This window comes from Paenarthrobacter sp. NPDC090520 (genome assembly GCF_044769205.1).
In the GTDB taxonomy this organism is placed as follows: Bacteria; Actinomycetota; Actinomycetes; order Actinomycetales; family Micrococcaceae; genus Arthrobacter.
The window spans coordinates 19,293-37,052 of the sequence record NZ_JBIVXM010000030.1; the positions used below are offsets into that span (position 1 = coordinate 19,293).

Genomic DNA, 17,760 nt, shown 5'->3' on the forward strand with positions numbered 1-17,760 from the left:
CCGTGAACTGTGGTTCCACATAGTTCACTTGCACCGTCGGTGAGCCCGGTTGCCCGGACTGCTTTCCAGAGTTGCCTCGCCGCGGCGGTACATGGGCCTGAGAGATTCCTGGGGAGGATTTGCTCCTACGGCGCCTGACTGGATGTACCCGGCAGGACTCTCCCGCCGCAGATCAAAAGCGTTTGCGCCACCTCAGTGACACGCTTCACACCATAGCGGGTCACGGCGAAAAAGCGCAAGGCAGGTGTTTTCCAGGAGGCTAGCCGCGCATCGCCTCGTGGACCTGCAACGCCAGCCACAGCTGCGCCAACGTTGACGTTTCACCCATGTCCAGCCCTGTCAGCTCACCGATTTTCCGGATCCGGTAGATGATGGTTTGCCGGTGCGTGAAGAGCGCGGACGCCGTTTTCTGCCAGGAACGCTGCGAGTCCAAGTACGTCTTCAGGGTGACCATCAGGTCGCCGTCCTGGCGCTGTTCGTAGTCGAAAACCGGGCCCAAAAGTCGCTGGACCAATGCTGTTCCCTCTTCGAATCCGGTCAACCCCAGCCAGCTTGGCCCTTCCGCGTATCGGGCCAACCCGAGCTTGTTTGCTTTCGCCGAACCCAGCGCCCAGAGCGACTCCTGGAGTGCCTGCTGCAGTCCCCCAACCGCTGCCGCGGAGCTCACCCCAATGGTTGTTCCAGCTGGGGCGCAGTGCCTCAGGAGTTCATCGGCAACCTCCGACGCAATCACCACGTGCAGCCGGTCGTTCCTGCGCAAGGAGGCCGCCGCAGTCTCGTGCCGCCACAGGTCGACGTGCACGTTGGCCAGCCTGTCGCCGTCGTCCGCTGACATCGAGGCGACCACGAAACTTTGGGCAGGCACCTGGAAAGCCTCCAGCCGCCGTTCCATTTCCGCCGTCCCCAGGCGGCCGTCCAGCGCTTGGAGGAGGAACTCGCCGGCCAGCCGGTGTCGCCCCTCCAGCGAGAGCACGATGCGCGCCAACTGCAGTCCCAGCACAGTTGCGGCATGCAAAAGTACGACGGCGTCGGGGTGCGGTTCGCTGGTGGGCAGCACCACCAGGAGCGCATTCGCGTGCGTGGGAATGTCCATGGTCAGCACATGCCTGCCGCGGATCCGGTGCCATTGGAAGTTCTTGCCCGCGACGGAAACCTGGCCCGGATGCGGTGACCATTCGTCGACCAGGAAGTTCGGCAGGGCCTGGCCGTCCGGATGCCACGGGTGGAGGCAGCTTCGATCCACCACGAAGAGCTCGGCGTCCAGCTCCGTGGCCAAGCGCAGCACCAGGCTTTGCCAGTGGTCCTCGGAAGCACCGGCGGTGCGCAGGAGGTCGTAGACCCGGGCCGTTTGGCGGAGCCTGCGGGACTCTTCGAGCAGCGACGATTCCGCTACGGACCTTGCTATGGCAATGAACGGCAGCGGGTACGGGATGTTGATCAGCGGGAGTGGCAGGCTGTCGCATGCCTCAAGGAATTCCGCGGTGAGGGGCGGGGCGTGCATCTTCTCACCGATGGCCAACGCGCTGGCGCCGGCGTCCACCAGGGCCTGGGCGAGCGCCACTTGGCCCTCCGGGTCTGCCGGCACGGAGAGTCCGTTGGTCATCATGAGTTCGCCACCCGTGACCCATTCCCAGAGCCGCGGCAGGTCTGAGGTATGGGCCCAGGTGACGCGGTTGTCCGCCCCTCCGGCACCCGCCAGGAGGGTGAGTCCAAGCTGCGGTTCGGCGACGAGTTCGGCGACGGTGATGGCCACGGGATGCGCTCCAGTTCTGCGTACTTTCGGGGTACTTAGACATTCGTCTAAACCGATTCGTCAGATGTAAACAATGCACGAATATACGCGGTGACGCGCATCACGAAAACTGGAACCACTAACTTCACCGCTCAATGACGAGCATTCACGAGAGAGGGTTGGCAATGAGCGCAACCAGCAACCTCATTGATGACGCCCCACTAACCCGGTTCCACAAAAAGTTGACGTTCTTCGCGTCCGGCGGACCTTTCATCGACGGCTATGCACTGTCCATCATCGGCATCGCCCTGATTACCATGGCCCCCGGCCTGGACCTGTCCCCGGCGGAGGTTGGCCTGGTGGGCGCCGCCAGCCTGGTAGGCATCTTCTTCGGTGGCGCTGTCTTCGGATGGCTGACCGACAAGATCGGCCGGCACAAAATGTACATCGCGGACCTCATCGCGCTGGCCCTGTTCTCTGTCCTCAACGGTTTCGCCACCGATATTTGGCAGGTGGTCCTGTGCAGGTTCTTCCTGGGCATGGCCATCGGAGCGGACTACCCGATCGCAACGTCCCTGCTCGCCGAATTCCTGCCCAAGAAGCATCGCGGACGCCTCCTCGGCGCCACCTTCGTGGTCTGGGCCATCGGTGCCGCCGCAGCCTACGCAGTGGGCTACTTGTTGCGCGACGCCGGTCCGGATGCCTGGCGCTTCATGGTTGCCAGCCCGGCGGTCTTCGCCATCATCACGCTTCTGTGCCGCTTGGGCACGCCCGAATCCCCGCGATGGCTTCTCTCCCGCGGCCGCCGGGACGAGGCCGATGCCGTCATCAAGAAGGTGTACGGCTCGCAGTACGGCCTCAGCGACATCACTTCCGACAGCGAAGGACTTCAGAGGCAAGGCAGTTTCCTGGACATCTTCAGGGGCCAGTTTTGGAAGCGCACGCTCTTTGTTTCCATCTTCTGGACTGCGCAGGTCATCCCGCTCTTCGCCGTTTACACCTTTGCCCCGGATCTCCTGACGTCGTTTGGCATGCACGGCGACGCCAACCTGTACGGCGGCTCGTTCCTGATTTCCATGTTGTTTGTGGTCGGCGGCATTCCCGGCCTCTGGCTCGTGGAAAAGATCGGACGCCGAAAGCTGCTCTTGTGGACGTTCGGCATCATTGTGGTTGCCTTGGCGATTCCGGCCTTCATCCCCAACGTGGAGGCAGCACCACTCTTCATCGCCTTGGCCATCTTCGCGCTGGCCTCCGGCGCCTCCAGCTTCCTTGAAGTGGTGTATCCCAACGAGCTGTTCCCCACAGAGATCCGCGCTACGGCCGTCGGCTTCGGCACGGCGATCAGCCGGGTTGGTTCGGCGGCCAGCACCTACCTGATGGCCCTGGCCATCGTGTCGTTCGGAGCAGCCGGCTCGCTGCTCATCGGCGCGATCATCTCCCTTGTGGGGCTCGTTGCCACCTTCCTCCTGGCTCCCGAAACGGCCAACAAGTCACTGCACGAGCTCACCTCCGAAAAGCAGCCTCCTGCACCATCAGACCCCAAGATCAACGAAGGATCCCTGTCATGAGCAACCACCAGCCAATCGGCCCCGTCGACGCCACTCAAGTTCCCCGCTTCGCCGGACTGGGCACGTTCGCCCGGCTTCCACAACTGGACCGCGTCCCGGACTACGACATCGCCATTGTGGGCGTTCCGTTCGACGGCGGAACCTCCTTCCGCCCCGGCGCCCGCTTTGGTCCGGCCGCTGTCCGTGAAGCCTCACGACTCCTGCGCCCGGGCTACCACCCCGAACTCGACGTTGAGCCCGTCAACGAAGTCCAGGTTGTGGACGCCGGCGACATCGCCTGCACGCCCTACGACATTGGCAGGGCCGTCAAGGAGATCAAGGAGCAAGCCAGGCCCCTGATCGCCCGCGACAAAAAGCTGATCACCATCGGTGGCGACCACACCATCGCCCTTCCCATGCTGCAGGCGGTCAACGAGGTCCACGGCCCGGTGGCGCTGCTCCATTTCGATGCGCACCTGGACACCTGGGATACCTACTTCGACCAGCCCATCACCCACGGGACGATCTTCCGCCGGGCCTTCGAGGAGGGCCTGCTTGTTGAGGACAAGTCAATGCATGTGGGCATCCGCGGGCCTGTGTACGACCGCAACGACTTCCTCCGGGACCATGACTTCGGATTCCAGATCATCCGCTGTTCCGACCTTGACGTCATCGGCGTCCCGGCGGCGATCGAACGGGTCAAGCAACGGCTGGGAGATACGCCCGTCTACGTCTCCATCGACATCGATGTCCTGGACCCCTCTTACGCCCCTGGAACCGGAACGCCGGAAATGGGCGGACTGCATTCCCGCGAACTGCTTGCCCTGCTCCGCGGCCTGAACGGCATCAACATCGTGGGTGCGGACGTGGTGGAAGTGGCTCCCGCCTACGACCACGCCGATATCACGAGCGTGGCCGCCGCAACAGTCGTCTTCGATTTGCTGGCACTCATGGTTAATCGTGGAAAGGCAACCGCAGCGGAGGAACCTGCCCTGGAGGCAGCTACAGCCTGACGTATTTAGCACAGGCGTGCTGCGCCAACCGCGGCGCAACCACGACGTCGGCACCCACCAGGGTGCCGACGTCGCACGCTGTCCGCTCCCCCCGGCCGCTGGACCGGGGCGGAGACCGCCGGGTGTGGCGGCAGCGATAGTAGGAAGTACCGGGCGCCGCCTCTGGGATAACGACGCCCGGACTCCCGGCAGGTGCCCAATGCATGCCACCCGCCATTCCCACGAGGGGTATGGCCGGATCGTCATGCGTGCGGTCCCGCCATGATTAGTAAAGTTGCTTACTATCCCTCGGCGCACGAGTAGTCGGTACTCATGTTTTTGGACGCCCGGCGGCGGGACTACGTGTTTTTGATCAGCCAGCATCGCCCCCTTGATACCTGCGAGTGGTAGTTTGATCTCTGCTTGAGCCATACGCACCGTACCGATCAGAGGACATTCCATGTTTAAGGGATTCAAGGACTTCATACTCCGCGGCAACGTGATCGAACTGGCCATCGCCGTCGTCATCGGCAGTGCCTTCACCGCATTGGTTACCGCCTTCACCAACAACATCATCAACCCCGTGATCGCCGCAGCGGGCGGCGTGAACGCCGATGGCCTGGGCTTCCGGATCTGGGCCGACAACGAGGCCACGTTCGTGAACTTCGGCGCCGTGGTCACCGCCTTGGTCACCTTCATCATCACCGCCGCCGTGGTCTACTTCATCTTCGTGGCGCCCATGAACAAGATCAACGCCATGGTCAAGGACCGCCTCTCCACCGAGGAACCCGAAGAAGAGCCCATCCCCGCCGATACCGCCCTCCTGGCCGAGATCCGTGACCTGCTCAAGGAAGCCGCCGCCAACAACGGCCGCGGGCAGCGCGACCTGGACGAGGATTCCGTCCGCTAGGACGCCCGCAGCGCCTCCCTGTCGTTGCGGTCAATCCGCACGAAGCCCGGCATCCTCCATGGGAGGGGCCGGGTTTCTGCGTTTTCGCTGACGCCCACGGCCAGACTCGCCTTGGAAACATCACGCGGTTACTGTCGCCCTGGCGAAACTTGTCCAGACGATGCCCGGGCGGGGGGGTTGCCTCGCACTTCGCACCTCCAACCCAAGGGGACTGTTACCTTCACTGGATGCTGTCAAACCCGACGGGACCTGGCTGACTCGGTGTGTAGCGTTTGGCTTACCTTCACCGGGCATTTTTGCGGGCGGGTCACACGGGACACCCCAAACTCCTGCACCGTGACGCTGCAGATCAAAGCCGAGTTGTCCTCGGCAAGGGACCGCCTTACGGGCACTTCGCCTGGGCCGGCATCTCAGCGAAGTCGCGCGCATAAGGGATGCCCTACGCCTCGGCATGCCCGATGCTTTGCGAGTGCACGCGCCGGCATCTCATCGGCCGTAAGAGCTGGGGCAAGACCTCTACAAGCGGCAGCTAGTATTCACGTCATGGCTTCCCAACCTGCAGACGTAGACCCGGCTGAGTTCAACTCGTTGAATGAGGACTTTTATCGAGCAGACCCTGCCGAGACCATCGAACACCGCTTATGGATGCTGGCCGCGTTTCTAGCCGACGAATCGACGAACGTCGGTGGGCAAGAGGAGCTATCCCTCAGCCGCGATGAAGCTCCTTACCGGAAGGATCGAGTCCAGTTTGCAGCTCTCGAAAGCACTCTTATCCTTCATCAGGCTGCGGAGACACTTCTTCGCTTGTGTCTCGCTCACTGGACGGACGCACCCTGCCCGTGGTTCGAAATGGCGAAACTTAGACAGCCGAGAGTCTTCCCAAAGAAAGTCGCGCACGTCAGTAACACATTGGACACCGATGAGACGATAAGCGAACTCCTGCGCATCGTGAGTTGGAGCGGGGACCAAGATGTCATAGAAGCGGGCGTCAAGTGGGGGTACGAGAATGGTTGGGAGCGCCACCGCGAGGGGCTGAGGGAACTCATACGCTATTGCTGCGTCGTGATCCGGGACGGAGCCGACCTATACAACGCAGGTAAGCATGGGCTTGCCATCCTCCCGTCGGAGAAGGGTGTAAGCATAGGCGAGGGGGATGTGATTTCTGTTCGGGGCCCTTCACTTACAGTGATAGAGCGTCAGGTGCAGGACGGTGATCTTCGCTGGGCGAAGGTTACTCACTGGGTGAAGTACAAGGAGTCAATCGCCATCACGGGCAAGATCGCGTCCGCAGTTCGCTCGCTTTGGGAGTGTGGTAAAACCGCCGGATTGGTGGTGGCGACCTAACCCGGCTATGGATCTTCGACAAAGAAGAATGGGAGCAGATCCGCCTCATCGACACCGAGCTTGGCTTCAACGTCTCGACAATGAGTGAAGTCCTATTTGACTTGGAGCACCCGATGTTCATCCCGACACCCTCAGAGGCCTACCCCTAATCCAGATGGACTTGCCGGATCGCTGGAATGGATATTTTCGTCGCGCGTTTAGGAATCGGCGTACGGGCGCCACTCATGCTGATCAGGGCTGGGTTCTGAGCCGGTGACGTCAGTGCCTGTATGAATAGTCCATGATCCGAATCAGTGATGAGGACGAACTATCCGAGCAGGTCCGCATACTTGTGGATAGTATTCTCCGCCAAGCGAACTTCCCCGGAAGCGACCAACTGATCGAGCAGGCATCCACTGTGGTCGTCGTAGGCGGTGCAGTCACTATGCTTGACCTTCGCTCAGGCCCGGACCATGCAGCGTCTGCTTTCACCGGTGGCCCAATTCCCGTTTCAGTTGAGGTCCTCGACGTCTCAGGTTCATCCATAGGCGAGTTGCTCCTCTGGGTCGACGCAGGCCGTCTAAGTGCACTGGAATTCGCGTGGTGGACCGATGAGCGTCCAGCTCAGCTCCCTCATCCGAGTCAGCTAAAGATCAGTCAGAAATGAGCCCCCAGTAATTGGACAGCCACCGCCCGGTGAGCCCGCCGATACGAGTCACCTCGCACCGATGTCCGTTGAAGGATCGGCTTACGGACGCTTCTAGGGGGACGTCCGTATGATCCAGTTATGACAGTTCCGGACCTTTCTGCAAGCCAGCGCATCCTTTTGTGGCAGGCAGCCGAGGACTACGGAGGATTATGGGAATCGCCCTGGGAACTCCGAGCACTCTACCCGTCTGCCAGTGAAGAATCTCTAGTCGAGGTGGCAAAGAAAGTCGTCTCTGAACTCCTCACCATGGGACTTGTTGAGCTCTACTACTGCCAAGAACCTTACGGCGAAATGACGCTGCTTCCTGATGCCGAAGCCTCCGAATTGTTGAGCACCTGCGATATCTGGAAAGTTCCTCCGCCAGGGGCCATTTCGGTGCGGTTCTCGGCAACAGAAGAGGCCACCTCCGTTTTCTTCAAAAAGGACACAACTTGACCCGGAAGTCGCTCGACGAACTCCCGCCCGATAAAGGATCCTTGAGTGGGCACGACCTCTGCCTTTTAGACAGCCGGCGCGCCCGGAGTGAGCCAATTGCAATCATCGGCGGACTCGATCAATGTGGCGGTAGCATTCTGGCTATGCAGCCACTCTTGACTACTTCCATCCGGCGGTCATTTCACTGGGGAATTGTGATCATTGCCGATGCTGACTCAGGGGGCAAAGTTCCGGAAGTGGAACCCGGTAAGGCTGTCTCGTCCAACGAACACGGCATTATTGCGTTGGTCCGTCATGCCCAGGACATCGACTCGTTCGAGGGCGAATTCGACTGGGCCGAAAGCCAAGTGACAATTCGGCTTCTAACCGAAGCGGAACTTCCCAACGTGGACAGAAGCGAAGTATTCCGAGGAAGGCTAAGTGTAGCCAACGGCAGAATAACAGTTGGCGACGCCGACAGTGACGTCGAAATCCCCGCTCACCGCGGTTGGAATGAGCTCATTGTGACGGTTGCAGCCGACGGCCTTGGTGATAGTGCGCCAGACGAGCTGCACATTGACCTCATTCCCAGTGTCTAACTGCCTCAGGCTTGCTGGGTCCATCTCACTTCGTCTCTCGCGAATCAAACGCCCGGTAACCGACCCTTTACCGGGCTGCGATGGGACGGAAAGCAAGAATCTAGCGACACGAGGCTACCAAGTGATCAGGACCCACCCGCCGGGAAGGTCACCATGCCCAAGAGCTGTTATGGCGCGTGCACGAGCTTCTTGCACATCTGAGCCCTTGTAGGACCACAAGGGCACCTCAATGAACGTGCCGTCACTTTGGTAGTCCCTGACATCCAACCCGAGCACCAAGCGACCTGAGCCTGCAAGCGCTTCGATCACGGCCGATGCTTGGGCTGCTGGCCAACTTACTTCGCCGTTCGGTTCACGCAGTGCTCCCTTTTGTAGATCTGGAAGAAGACCGAAAGGTCAGTGACTGTCACAGCTGGACCAAAAGGGTTTCGTTCACGAGCTTCTTCTCTCTGGACGTTCGCCCGCGAGTCCGTAATCGACGGGAAAAACTGTTCGTACTGTGTCTTCATGCTTGGGCCAAGAAGAAGAACAACATCAGCATCTGGTCGCTCTGATGGCAAGGGCAGATGCTCAATGAATGAGATGGCTATGACGTTGTCAACGTCGTCCTTTACACGCCCTTCGCATGCAAAGTGAGCCTCTAGCCACGACAGAAGTTGCAGAACACGAACTGGATTGGATTCTTGCTCTGCCACAGCCCATTTGCATACTTCGGCCATCAGTAAATGAGGCAGGAGATCCCCATAGTTGTCCTCCAGAAGCTGCCGATAGATCTGTCGGAGATGCGGGTGATCAGCGATCAGTTCCCGCATGAACTGCTGGGAGTCTCGCCTGCCCATACTCATCCATTACACCCCCCGCATCTTGCATGCCCTTCTACCTTCCACCTTCACGATAGGGGCTGTGATGGCTGTGGTTCTTCGCTCCTTGACCTGCCCGTAAGCGGATCCTTATCCGGCAGTCAGAGTTGGGCGGAGTCCCCGATCGCTCCCGTAGTGCGGTGGGCCTCCCGGACCTGGCCTGGCTCGAACAGGCAACCACCCTCTCCAAACTACGGGCTGGACACGCACTTACCGGGTATACGCATCTTGGGCAGGTTCGATCCGAGCATATGTTGGGAAATCTGAGAATTGAAGCGGGCTTCTATCGAGCCGTCACGCCGGTGTCCGGCCAGGGATCTGATACCGGCGCGCAGTGGCTGTGCGGATGACTTCGGAAAATGACATGGCAAAGGTCTGATAGATAAAGGCAGTACCCTCGTGAGCGGGGTGGCCGTACAACAAGTCCAAGCTGGCGGGAATCCTGACATACGGTCCGGCGGTTGCGGGACCTCTCCGGGCTAGCGGTATCCCAGAACTCCGGCCCGCACCCGCACAGCTAGACTCCCGAAAACCCGGCGCCTCCCCGGGTTTTCGCATGTCATGAGTGAAATCCGCTAAAACAAGGGGGCGGGAGCGACCATACTCGGTCCCCTCAGTCACAATCCGTCAGAAGCATCTGTATACCAAAAGCCTTGACAGTGCTGCCCGTCACATCTAACTTTGATTTTGGGATCCCAAAACGGGATCCCAAAAGATCCAACACCGGCTGCGGCCCTGCTCCATCAACGGGCAGGAACCGCAACAGTTGCCGCCGGCACGGGTCAGGCTGCAGCGGTATCCCGCCCGGCTCATCCCCCCAAAAAAGCCCCAAAAGCCCAAAGACATTCCCATCCCGTTGACTCCTACTGAAGGAGAAGCTGTGTCTCTCGAAAACACGCAACTGGCAACCCAGGACAGCGACCAGAAACCAGGCAAGGACGGCGTGCAGCGACGCACCAACGTCCGCTGGAAGCTCTTCATCCTCTTGTTGGTCCTGGTGGCGGTCAATTACATCGACCGCGGCTCCATCTCCGTGGCCCTTCCCATCATTCAAAAAGAATTCAACCTGGCCCCCGAACTGGTGGGCCTGCTCCTCTCGGCCTTCTTCTGGACCTACGCCCTCATGCAGATTCCCGTTGGCTGGCTGATCGACAAGTTCGGTCCCCGCAAGGTGGTCACGGCCTCCTGCGTCGGCTGGGGCGCGGCCACCGCGGCCTCCGGTTTTGCCGGTGGATTCCTGAGCATGTTCATTGCGCGCTTGGGTATCGGCGTCACCGAAGCCGGCGTCATGCCTGCCGGAGGCAAGCTCAACGCCATCTGGATGCACCGGAAGGAACGCGGCCGCGGTGCCACCATCCTCGACGCCGGGGCTCCCCTCGGCGCAGGCCTCGGCGGCATCCTCATCACCTGGCTGATCGCTTCCACGGGCAGCTGGCGGATGTCCTTCATCATCGCCGGCGCAGCCACCGTCCTCATGGGCCTGGCCGTCTGGTGGTACATCCGGGACAACCCGCGCCAGCACAAGGGCGTCAATGACGCCGAGGCCAGCTACATCGAAAGCTCCCACGCTGAGGAAGACGCCGAAGCCGCCCGCGAAGGTGCCCAGGGCAAGCGCGCGCTCCTCCCCTACCTGAAATTCCGTTCCTTCTGGGCCATGTGTTTCGGTTGGCTTGGCTTCAACGGCGTGTTCTACGGCCTGCTCACCTGGGGTCCGCTCTACCTGGCCCAGGCCAAGGGCTTCGACCTGAAGACCATCGGCTGGTCCACGTTCGTGATCTTCGGCGCCGGATTCGTCGGTGAAATCCTCGGAGGTGCCATCGCAGACAAGTGGCGCGCAGCCGGTGCATCGGCGAACAAGGTCATGCGGACCCTGCTGGGCATCTCCAGCCTGGTGGTTGTGGGCGGACTCGTCGGCGTTACCGTCGTCCCGGACCCGATCACCGCCGTCGTGCTCCTCTCGGCAGTCCTGTTCTTCCTCCGCTGGGTTGGCCTCTTCTGGTCCATCCCGTCCATCCTGGGTGGCCGCACCAACGCCGGCGTCCTGGGCGGGGCCATGAATTTCAGCGGCAACATTGCCGGGTTCATTACCCCGATTGTGGTAGGCCTGATTGTCGGGGCCACTGGCTCCTACACCTGGGCACTGCTGTACTTCGTTGGATCGGCAGTGGTCATGGGCATCTCCGTCCTGGCGCTGGATTACAACAAGCGACTCCCGGTCTGACTCGCACTCGCCGGGCCGGCCGCGGGTCCTGAACCCACCCTAGGCCGGACACCGCCGGGCCGGGCGCACGCCTTACACATCACGGAAATGGAGCTGACATGCTGACCGCAGAAGACACGAACACCACGGACCGCCCCCTCCGGGAGTCCGTGCGTGACACGCTCCGTACCCGGATTTTCGAAGGCCACTATGCGCCCGGCACCCGGCTGGTGGAGCGGGACCTCGCCGCCGAGTTCAACGTCTCCCGGCTCCCCATCCGCGAAGCCCTCCGGATGCTCCGGCAGGAAGGACTCATCCGGGACCGCTCCGGTCGCGGCTCGGAGGTCAGCGGCCTCAGCCCCAAGGACGTGGAGGACCTGTTCGACGTCCGGCAATCCCTCGAAGTCCTGGCCTGCCGCCTTGCCGCGAAGCGCGCCACCACTGAAGACCTCCAGCACCTCGCCGGGCTCCTGGACCAGGCCGAACACTTCCTGGCCAAGGGATCCATCCTGGAGGCCCACCGCGCCAACAGCGAGTTCCACGATGCCATCACCCGCATCGCCAACAACGACTTTCTCCGCTCCGCGCTCGAACCCCTCCAGGGCCGCATGCACTGGCTGTTCCGCCACGTCAGCGACCTGCCGGAACTGATCCGCGAACACCGCGAACTCTACGCGGCCATCGCCAGCGGCGACGACGACCGCGCAGCCGCCCAATCGGCGTCGCACATTGGCAAGTACCGCGAGCAGTTCCCGGAGGACTACAGCGCCACCGAGCCCCAACCCAGAAACGCACGGAAGAAGCCATGAAACTCCTGGTCATCAACCCCAACATCAGCGACGACGTCACAGCCCTCATCGAGGCTGAGGCACTTCGCTCCGCGAGCGCAAGCACTGAACTGATCGTCCGGACTGCCGGGCACGGCATGGAATACATCGAGACCCGCTTCGAGTCGCTTATTGCGGCGGGCGCGGTGGCCGAGCTGATCGCGGAATACGCTTCGGTTCAGGAAACAGCGCACGACGGCGGCACTCCAGCCGCGGACGCAGCTGCAGCTTCCGCTGTGGACGGCGTCGTCGTGGCCGCGTTCGGCGACCCGGGCATGCCCGCCCTCAAGGAGTTGGTTGACGTGCCGGTCATCGGCATCACCGAGGCCGCACTCTGCGCCGCTGCGTTGCAGGGCCAGCGTTTCTCCATCATCGCCATCTCGGATCGCATCCAGGCGTGGTACCGCGACTGCGTGGAACGCTTCGGCTTCAGTAGCCGGCTCGCTTCCATCCGTTCCATCAACCAATCCCTCAACTCAATCGGCTCCGTGCAGGCCGACTTCAAGGAAACCCTCCTGGCACTGAGCCGGCAGGCCGTCGCGGAGGACGGTGCCGACGTCGTGATCCTGGCCGGTGCGCCGCTCGCCGGACTGGCCCGCGAGCTCGACGGCCAGATCCCGGTCCCTGTGGTGGACGGCATTTCCGCCGGTATCCGCATGGCCGAGGCCGTGGTTTCCCTGCAGTCCGGCGCCCACCGCGGCGGTTCGTTCGCGGCCCCGCCCGTCAAGGCCAGGCGCGGCCTCTCCCCAAACCTCGACGCCGCCCTGGCCGCTGCTCAGTCGGCCCAGCTTTCCGCCGTCGCGAACTAGCCCAACACAAAGGAGGACGACGATGTCCCAACTCCCAGACCTCGTGATCGCCAATGGCACGGTGGTGAACAGTTTCGGGCGGCAGGCCGCCCATGTAATCGTCGACGGCGGCAAGATCACCGGCCTGCTCGACGCCACCGAGCCCGTACCCGCAGCTGTCCGGACCGTCGATGCAGCAGGCAAGCTGGTCATCCCCGGCGGCGTGGACGGACACTGCCACGTTGCCCAGGTGACCGGGCGGTTCCGCACCCTGGACGATTACGCCATCACCTCCACCGCCGCACTGTGGGGCGGAACCACCACCATCATCGACTTCGGTATCCCCCGCGATGCGCAGGAAACCCCACTCGATGCCGTCCTCAACAAGAAGCGCCTCGCCGAAGAATCCCGATGCGATGTTGCCCTGCACGGCTCCGTGATCTCGTGGGACGAGACGGTGCCGTGGCAACTGGAGCAACTGGCTTCCGAGGGTGTTCGCTCGGTGAAGATGTACACCACCAACCGCGGCTCCACGATGGCTGACAACGACACCATCCTGAAGGTCATGCGGGAAATGGTCCGGCTGGACGGGCTCACCTACATCCACGCCGAGCACGATGCCATCATCACCGACTGCACCGAAGAGCATGCGGCGGACGGCCTGATCGGGATCGAACACCTGCACCGTACCCGGCCCGAGATCGCCGAGGAGATCTCCGTGAAGGAGACACTCGCCATGGCCGAGTACACCGGGGCACCCGTGTATTTCGTGCACCAGTCCACCCCCGGTGCCGTTGATTTGGTGAGCGAAGCACGCTCGCGGAGCCTGCGAGCCTACTCCGAGACGTGTCCGCACTATCTGACGCTCGACGACACCGTGTACGGCTCTACGTTCCCGGAGTGGTACGCGTGCTGCCCGCCGATGCGCAGCGCTGAAACGGTAGCCGCCTTGAGGGAACGCCTCGCTGCCGGCGCCATTCACACCGTTTCCTCGGACCACTCCCGCTACGACCTCTCGCAGAAACGCGAGCGCACCGATGACGTCCGTTTCATGCCGCACGGCCTGCCCGGCGTCGAGACCCGGATGCCCGTCGCCTTTACAGCCCTGGTGACAGAGTCCGGTGGTTCGGTGGAGCACTTTGTTGAGGTCTTCTCCGCCGGCCCCGCCCGGATCAACGCGCTCCCTTTCAAGGGTGCGGTTGCGGAGGGCTTCGACGCGGATCTTGTAGTTTTCGATCCCGCCACCCAACAAACAGTCGACGGCGGTGCGCTGCACATGGGGACTGACTTCTCACCTTTCGAAGGGAAGACGTTGAACGGTTGGCCCGCCGTCGTGGTTTCAGCTGGACGGGTGGTCCTCGACGCCGATGGCTTCCACGATCCGGGGCCCGTGGGCCGCTTCGTTCGCCGGAACGGCTTCACCGAGCACCAGTCAGTCCCTGTTCCTGTTATTGCCTAGGAGTTCTTGATGCCTACTATCGACCGGCCGACCCGCATCGGCATGATCGTGCCGTCCTCCAACACCTGCTTGGAACCGCAGACCTACCGGATCCTGGGCGACCGGCGAAACGTCACTATCCACTCAACCCGCATCCCGGTTACGCGGATCGCGCTGGATGACTCCTCGGACAAGCAGTTCGACTCAACCGTTATGCGTGCCGCCGCCGAACTCCTGGCCACCGCCAACGTGGACGTCATCGCATGGAACGGGACCTCTGGATCCTGGCTCGGAGCCGCCCACGACCATGCGATGGTCCAGGAGATCACCGAAGCCACCGGCATCCCCGCCACCACCTCTACGCTTGCCTACCTGTCCGCGTTTGAAGAGTTCGGGACGGAACGGATCGGGCTGTTCACGCCCTACACCTCGGACGTCAATGACGCAGTGATCGCTTCATACGCCCGTGAGGGAATCAAGACCATCGACCACCGGCACCTGGACCTCAGCGACAACGAGTCCTTTGCCCGGGTGACCGACTCGGAGATGCTGCCGGGCTCGCTCGAACTCGCTGCAGCCCAGCCCGATGCCCTGGTTTACCTCTGCACCAACCTGTACGGAGCCAACATCACGGCGGAGGTGGAGGCCCGCACCGGAGTACCCGTTCTCGATTCCGTGGCAGTCACCCTCTGGCATGCCCTGAAGCTGGCCGGCGCACCCTTGCTGGACCCCAAGTGGGGGCGGCTGCTGGCTTAGCTTCGCGGCAGTTCCCTGGACGGGCTCGTGTCGCATTGCGTCGCGAGCCCGCCGTCGTGCGAATATTTGTCCACCATTCGCATTCTTCCCACGGGGGACCCATGTCCGAAAACACTCACTCCAGCGCGCCCGAAACCGCTGGCAACAACAACGCACCCGAGCCGCAATACGGGGTTCGGGTTCCCGAAGGGGCCGCACCGGGTGTTCCCGCCTGGCATCCTGAAGCTGCCAAGGCCCAGGCGGGCCACGCCTCCTACGTCCCCGCGACGCCACGCGAGGACGTAGGCCGCGGAACCATCTTCGCCCTGGCCGCGCTGCCTATCGGCGTCATCCTCTGGATGGTCATCTGGAGCCTCGGCTGGATGTCCTCCTTCGTCACCTTCGCGGCAGCGTTCATGGCGGCCAAGTTCTACGTCACAGGCGCAGGGGCCCTGAGCCGGAAGGGCGTCTGGATCGTGGCAGGCATTACCGTGGTCACGGCCCTGCTGTCATTCCTTGGCGGAGTTTGGCTGGACGCCGTCCAGTTCCTCGGCCGCGAACCCATGTCCATGGTGTTCGATTCCGAGCCGTGGGCCCTCATGGCCGACAACTTCGCCTATAACCCGGACTTCGTCAGCAATTACATGAAGGACTTCCTGCTCGCACTGCTGTTTGGAGCGCTCGGGTGCTTCTTCACGCTGCGCCGGTTGTTCGCGGACACTAAGGCGTCGTAGCGCGGCGGGACGCCTTAGTGTTACTCCTTGTCCATCAGGTCCAGGAGTTTGCCCAGGGCGTCCCGGATGTCGTCGTGGTCGTATTGCCCGGCGCGGCTTTCGGCCGAGATCACCCCGCAGCGGTGGACTTTCCTGAAGTCGCCGATGGGGAACTTGTAGTGGCCTTTTTGGTCGTCCGGATGCTCGTCATCGACGCCGAGATACCACTTGCCGTACTCAGCGAAGTCGTGTTTTTCCAGGAACGCGTTCTCTTCCCTGGTTGAGGGAGCGTGTTCACTCCAGTCATCGCGCTCGTCCTTGGCAACCTTGCCATCGCGGATCAGCTTCTTGGCGTGGTCGAAGGCCTTCTTGTTGAGTTTCACTGTCACTCTGCACCTTTCTCTACAGCGCCATACACCGCCCGCAGGACTTCTGGTCAGGGCGTCTTGGCGTCCCCATCAGCAGCGTCTTCTGCAGTTTGTACATGAAACCATGGAGTCCACGAGATGCAGTGCAGAGCGAAGCCTGGTGGCGATCTCCCTTGGGAGTCAGTTTGGAGCCTTCCGGGCTCCTGCATTGACTGCCCTGAATTCGCGTTGGTACGCGAGGACTGCGTCGAGCGTCCAATCCTTGAGGACCGCGAGTGTTCCGTTTTGAAGTGGACGTAGGTCCACGAGGGGGCTGGGCGGAAGAGTGTATCCGGAGCCGTTAGCCATGTACGTCAAAACTCCCACCGGCGGATACCAGAGGGGGTGGTTTTCGCTCTGCTTAGTAACTTCGTATCCGAAAACGCCTCCGCGCGCGGGCTCCCAGATTTCGGCAAGTGAAGCGACGCAGTCTACAAGGGCGGCCCGTCCAGGAATGAGAGCTTCAACAAACTCCAGCTTGAATGAATCCCGGGATTGCGTATCTTGCTGCCCATCGGTGACCTTGATGTCAAAAGGACAAGCCGTCCGCCCTGTTCCTTCGAGGAAACCGAGGACTGACACACGATAACCCCATGTTGGCCAGAAGTCGCCTGCATCATCTCTACGCGCGCCGTCTTCCACTCTCGCGGCCACGTCTTCAAGGGACCGAGGGAGTGAATCATCTGCGGCCTGGCTCCGTCCTGGGTAAAGGACATCGACCCATTCCAGAGGACGCGTATCTAACTGTTCCAGGACATCCACGGACGACAATATCCGCCGCGCAATCTCAACTGGTGTAGCGGACCTCCCCCCGAGATGGAATCGAAGATCAATGTCATCGAGATTCGCATCGAACAGCCCTTTAGCTCGTTGTTCTGGCATCTTGCCTCCTTGTCGCGCTCTCTACGATTGCAGCGGTACGTATTTGATAACAATCGAGACCGAGTAGTTCGAATCTTCCATGGACTTGCGGACTGCCTTATCTAACATCTCAGCCAACTCCCGGTTATGGGTAAACACCCATTCCAGTTTTGAGCCCGGCACCTTCGCTTCCAGCGCTTCAAGTTGCTGATGAACTTTGTCCAACCAAAAATCAACCGCCTCTTTGGACGCATTCTTGCCGTGGAAGCCCTCGAAGAGTCCTCGGTACACCAGATCGTAATTGCCTTTGATTTCTTGGAAGATCTCGATGGGTGGACGTCCCCGCCAGAGGTGTCCGTCGAAGGCGATTGATTTCTTTTCACCGGTGGCGGTGATGTAGTCCGTGACATATTCCAGAAGGTTGCCTCGTGGCCCGGTGGCGGTGACTCCGGTTGCGAACGTCTGGTCGGGCACGCCCTGGGAATTTCGTGCAAGGGGTTCGGCCCAAACGCCGGGGCCGCCGTCGGTGTCGCCGATGGTGGGTTGGAGGTCGGGGTGGCGTCCGGGGAGGGTCTGGTCGCCGAGGCGTTGGTCGTAGGTGCCGGGCGGTCCGGGCGGCTTTGCTGGAGAGGCGGTCGGTGGGGCGTGTTCCGCTGCTGGTGCGGGCGATGCAGAGGTTTCCGCGGCACCGGATGTGTCTGGCCC

The 17,760-nt window shown here is 61.8% G+C and carries 16 protein-coding genes and 1 riboswitch; of the genes, 12 read left to right on the plus strand and 4 right to left on the minus strand.

The window, feature by feature from the left end:
• Positions 1–75: 75 nt before the first annotated feature.
• Positions 76–175: riboswitch (glycine riboswitch) on the minus strand.
• Between the two features lie 84 nt (positions 176–259).
• Entirely contained in the window at positions 260–1,753 is a 1,494-nt protein-coding gene (locus ACIQTZ_RS22655; protein ID WP_402951299.1) for a PucR family transcriptional regulator, read from the minus strand.
• A 164-nt stretch (positions 1,754–1,917) separates the two neighbouring features.
• Between ACIQTZ_RS22655 and ACIQTZ_RS22660 the strand changes: the two genes are divergently transcribed.
• From ACIQTZ_RS22660 to ACIQTZ_RS22685, 6 genes are all read left to right on the plus strand, one after another.
• A complete protein-coding gene (locus tag ACIQTZ_RS22660) occupies positions 1,918–3,300 on the plus strand; it encodes an MFS transporter (protein WP_402984364.1) in 1,383 nt (460 codons plus the stop codon).
• On the plus strand, positions 3,297–4,292 hold the full coding sequence (speB, locus tag ACIQTZ_RS22665; RefSeq protein ID WP_402984367.1) for an agmatinase: 996 nt from the start codon (positions 3,297–3,299) through the stop codon (positions 4,290–4,292). The genes ACIQTZ_RS22660 and speB overlap by 4 nt, the downstream gene beginning before the upstream one ends.
• A 439-nt stretch (positions 4,293–4,731) precedes the next feature.
• Positions 4,732–5,181: a large conductance mechanosensitive channel protein MscL gene (gene mscL / locus ACIQTZ_RS22670; RefSeq protein ID WP_400333049.1), complete on the plus strand. Its 450-nt coding sequence runs from the start codon at positions 4,732–4,734 to the stop codon at positions 5,179–5,181.
• Positions 5,182–5,724: 543 nt separating this feature from the next.
• Positions 5,725–6,525, plus strand: coding sequence for a hypothetical protein (locus tag ACIQTZ_RS22675; RefSeq protein WP_402984371.1), 801 nt, complete (start codon positions 5,725–5,727; stop codon positions 6,523–6,525).
• A 766-nt stretch (positions 6,526–7,291) separates the two neighbouring features.
• A complete protein-coding gene (locus ACIQTZ_RS22680) occupies positions 7,292–7,648 on the plus strand; it encodes a hypothetical protein (protein ID WP_402984372.1) in 357 nt (118 codons plus the stop codon).
• A gap of 155 nt (positions 7,649–7,803) precedes the next feature.
• Complete coding sequence (locus ACIQTZ_RS22685) at positions 7,804–8,226, plus strand: hypothetical protein (protein WP_402984374.1); 423 nt, start codon at positions 7,804–7,806, stop codon at positions 8,224–8,226.
• Between the two features lie 335 nt (positions 8,227–8,561).
• Here the strand turns inward: ACIQTZ_RS22685 and ACIQTZ_RS22690 are convergent, their stop codons facing one another.
• Positions 8,562–9,065: a hypothetical protein gene (locus ACIQTZ_RS22690; RefSeq protein WP_402984375.1), complete on the minus strand. Its 504-nt coding sequence runs from the start codon at positions 9,063–9,065 to the stop codon at positions 8,562–8,564.
• A gap of 901 nt (positions 9,066–9,966) precedes the next feature.
• Between ACIQTZ_RS22690 and ACIQTZ_RS22695 the strand changes: the two genes are divergently transcribed.
• From ACIQTZ_RS22695 to ACIQTZ_RS22720, 6 genes are all read left to right on the plus strand, one after another.
• Complete coding sequence (locus tag ACIQTZ_RS22695) at positions 9,967–11,307, plus strand: MFS transporter (RefSeq protein ID WP_402984377.1); 1,341 nt, start codon at positions 9,967–9,969, stop codon at positions 11,305–11,307.
• Positions 11,308–11,405: 98 nt separating this feature from the next.
• Positions 11,406–12,095, plus strand: a complete 690-nt coding sequence (locus ACIQTZ_RS22700) for a GntR family transcriptional regulator (RefSeq protein ID WP_400333015.1) — start codon at positions 11,406–11,408, stop codon at positions 12,093–12,095.
• Entirely contained in the window at positions 12,092–12,922 is an 831-nt protein-coding gene (locus ACIQTZ_RS22705; protein WP_402984380.1) for an aspartate/glutamate racemase family protein, read from the plus strand. Before ACIQTZ_RS22700 ends, ACIQTZ_RS22705 begins: the two co-directional genes overlap by 4 nt.
• Before the next feature lie 22 nt (positions 12,923–12,944).
• The gene (locus ACIQTZ_RS22710; RefSeq protein ID WP_402984382.1) at positions 12,945–14,360 is read left to right on the plus strand and encodes an amidohydrolase family protein; all 1,416 of its coding nucleotides are present in this window, start codon (positions 12,945–12,947) and stop codon (positions 14,358–14,360) included.
• Between the two features lie 9 nt (positions 14,361–14,369).
• On the plus strand, positions 14,370–15,095 hold the full coding sequence (locus tag ACIQTZ_RS22715; protein WP_402984383.1) for an aspartate/glutamate racemase family protein: 726 nt from the start codon (positions 14,370–14,372) through the stop codon (positions 15,093–15,095).
• 101 nt (positions 15,096–15,196) lie between these two features.
• Entirely contained in the window at positions 15,197–15,808 is a 612-nt protein-coding gene (locus ACIQTZ_RS22720) for a hypothetical protein (protein WP_402984385.1), read from the plus strand.
• 20 nt (positions 15,809–15,828) lie between these two features.
• On the opposite strand, the gene ACIQTZ_RS22725 is transcribed toward ACIQTZ_RS22720, so the two are convergent.
• Both ACIQTZ_RS22725 and ACIQTZ_RS22730 read right to left on the minus strand, forming a co-directional pair.
• Positions 15,829–16,176 (minus strand): hypothetical protein, encoded by a 348-nt coding sequence (locus ACIQTZ_RS22725; protein WP_402984387.1) that lies wholly within the window; start codon positions 16,174–16,176, stop codon positions 15,829–15,831.
• A 921-nt stretch (positions 16,177–17,097) separates the two neighbouring features.
• Positions 17,098–17,760 (minus strand): hypothetical protein (locus ACIQTZ_RS22730; protein ID WP_402984389.1); only part of this gene is annotated, 663 nt, incomplete at its 5' end.

Bases quoted from the DNA above. Each gene is read 5' to 3' on its own strand.
- ACIQTZ_RS22660 (WP_402984364.1), top strand. From the start codon at position 1,918: ATGAGCGCAACCAGCAACCTCATTGATGACGCCCCACTAACCCGGTTC.
- speB (WP_402984367.1), top strand. From the start codon at position 3,297: ATGAGCAACCACCAGCCAATCGGCCCCGTCGACGCCACTCAAGTTCCC.
- mscL (WP_400333049.1), top strand. From the start codon at position 4,732: ATGTTTAAGGGATTCAAGGACTTCATACTCCGCGGCAACGTGATCGAA.
- ACIQTZ_RS22675 (WP_402984371.1), top strand. From the start codon at position 5,725: ATGGCTTCCCAACCTGCAGACGTAGACCCGGCTGAGTTCAACTCGTTG.
- ACIQTZ_RS22680 (WP_402984372.1), top strand. From the start codon at position 7,292: ATGACAGTTCCGGACCTTTCTGCAAGCCAGCGCATCCTTTTGTGGCAG.
- ACIQTZ_RS22690 (WP_402984375.1), bottom strand. From the start codon at position 9,065: ATGGGCAGGCGAGACTCCCAGCAGTTCATGCGGGAACTGATCGCTGAT.
- ACIQTZ_RS22700 (WP_400333015.1), top strand. From the start codon at position 11,406: ATGCTGACCGCAGAAGACACGAACACCACGGACCGCCCCCTCCGGGAG.
- ACIQTZ_RS22705 (WP_402984380.1), top strand. From the start codon at position 12,092: ATGAAACTCCTGGTCATCAACCCCAACATCAGCGACGACGTCACAGCC.
- ACIQTZ_RS22710 (WP_402984382.1), top strand. From the start codon at position 12,945: ATGTCCCAACTCCCAGACCTCGTGATCGCCAATGGCACGGTGGTGAAC.
- ACIQTZ_RS22715 (WP_402984383.1), top strand. From the start codon at position 14,370: ATGCCTACTATCGACCGGCCGACCCGCATCGGCATGATCGTGCCGTCC.
- ACIQTZ_RS22720 (WP_402984385.1), top strand. From the start codon at position 15,197: ATGTCCGAAAACACTCACTCCAGCGCGCCCGAAACCGCTGGCAACAAC.